The sequence below is a fragment of the Leyella stercorea genome (genome assembly GCF_021531355.1).
In the GTDB taxonomy this organism is placed as follows: Bacteria; Bacteroidota; Bacteroidia; order Bacteroidales; family Bacteroidaceae; genus Prevotella.
The window spans coordinates 1-1639 of the sequence record NZ_JADYTS010000149.1; the positions used below are offsets into that span (position 1 = coordinate 1).

Consider the following 1639-nt stretch of genomic DNA (forward strand, 5'->3'; position numbering starts at 1 on the left):
TTAATAGGGTGTTCAGTTCGTTGTACCAAATTTAGCTCACTTTCCTAAGCGTTTTGGTTCGTTCTGTTACCCAGTTTTTGGACAAGTGTTCGGTTGACCAAGTACTGATGTCCTTCAGTTTAACATTTACAATGCGCTCTTTGAAATTAATTGTTTTTGTAACGGATTCGTTCGAAACTTTTGGATATAACGGTATCGTCAGAACAAAAGATGTTACGCCGTACAGCTTGTTCGGCGATTTCTTGCTCTTATAAATACCAAAAGTAGATTCAATGATGTCGGATGATATATTGATGCTCATGTTGCCTGTGAGAAATGCTTCTTCCCGATTGAGGTATTCAAGCATCCCGATACCGGCACGTGCCTGTCGGGAATGTGCGTTTCCCAAGATATGAGTAATGACATAGAGCTTGCACTTCCTGCTCGTCATGACCGAGAAACCTTCGTTCTTGCAGATGGCCTCGATGTGTCTTACAGCACGAAGTACAGCCTGCAGTTCTTTCAGCAAGGATTCATAATCCTTTATGAAGGCATACGCTTCCTGCATTTTTTCCGGTAGCGTGTCATAGCAGTCAAGCATTTCATTACCCCAGAACACCCATGAAGACATATTCATGAACCGTGATATGGCTCTCATGTTGGGAGGCAGCAAATATGCCTTGTCGGTCAGATGATACTGCAGTCTTTTCTTGCCAAGGAGTGTCGTAAACTCCACAAAATCAGATTGTTTCTCATAGATCTTCTTGAGAATTACACCCATGGAATGACTGATGTCTGCATGACGTATATGCCCGGATCCAGTGATGCCTTTGGTCAGATTATGACCATTGTCACTTATGATGTAATCGGGAGCATTTCCTGCAGATTTCTCTGCTTCCTCGATTCTGCCTTGAACATCATCGCCGTTGAAGCCCTTGCTGACCGATATGTCAAGAATCGTGACATCCTCGTGTTTTATAGGGCGATTCTGATGCTCGGAAGGAATTGCAAGAGTCAAGAGAAGCTTCTGCCCGTTTATGGCAATACTCTCGTCTACGACCATTGCAAACTTCTTGTCCTTGCATGGCTGCTCATCCTGATAGACAGAGAGACCAAGTTTCTTCACCCAGTTTTCTATGGTGTTGTAGCACGGAACCTTTCCAAATGTATCACCCAACAGCTCGGCGAAGATCTCCAGGATAGTCACGACTGTGCGCAACCCACATGGTGTACGCATGTAGATCAAAACGCAGAGTTGGATGACTACAAGAGGAAATCTATGTCCGGGAACAGGCTCGAGAGGAATCGACTTTGTTCGTCGGTCAATGTTATCTTCCGAACGTCTTTTTTTTAAGCTCCTTCTTGGTTTTGTCATACTTAGCCTTGATCTTGTCTTTTTGAGATGCAAGTTTCTTGTTCTCCTTACGAAGACATTTTAGCTCCTCAAGGAGAGACTCTTTATCTTGGTTTGAATCTAACTTTTTCATTGATTTACGTATCTTGAAATTACATTCAAAGTTACTAAAAATCAATGAGTTATGCAAATTTTTAAAGAACTATTTCGCTGCTTAAAACGTTAAATATCAGAGCGTTAGTTTTGTAACTTAATGGGTGATTTCAGCATCTGTTTTTCGGAACATCTAACTGGACACCCTATTTA

General features: G+C 42.1%; 2 protein-coding genes. Both read right to left on the bottom strand.

Annotation, left to right across the window (positions count from 1 at the left end; translation table 11 throughout):
• Nucleotides 1–31: 31 nt before the first annotated feature.
• Entirely contained in the window at nt 32–1186 is a 1155-nt protein-coding gene (locus I6E38_RS14695) for a hypothetical protein (protein WP_235394686.1), read from the bottom strand.
• A gap of 121 nt (nt 1187–1307) precedes the next feature.
• Entirely contained in the window at nt 1308–1466 is a 159-nt protein-coding gene (locus I6E38_RS14700; protein WP_194253644.1) for a hypothetical protein, read from the bottom strand.
• Nucleotides 1467–1639: the final 173 nt, after the last annotated feature.

Bases quoted from the DNA above. Each gene is read 5' to 3' on its own strand.
- I6E38_RS14700 (WP_194253644.1), bottom strand. From the start codon at position 1,466: ATGAAAAAGTTAGATTCAAACCAAGATAAAGAGTCTCTCCTTGAGGAG.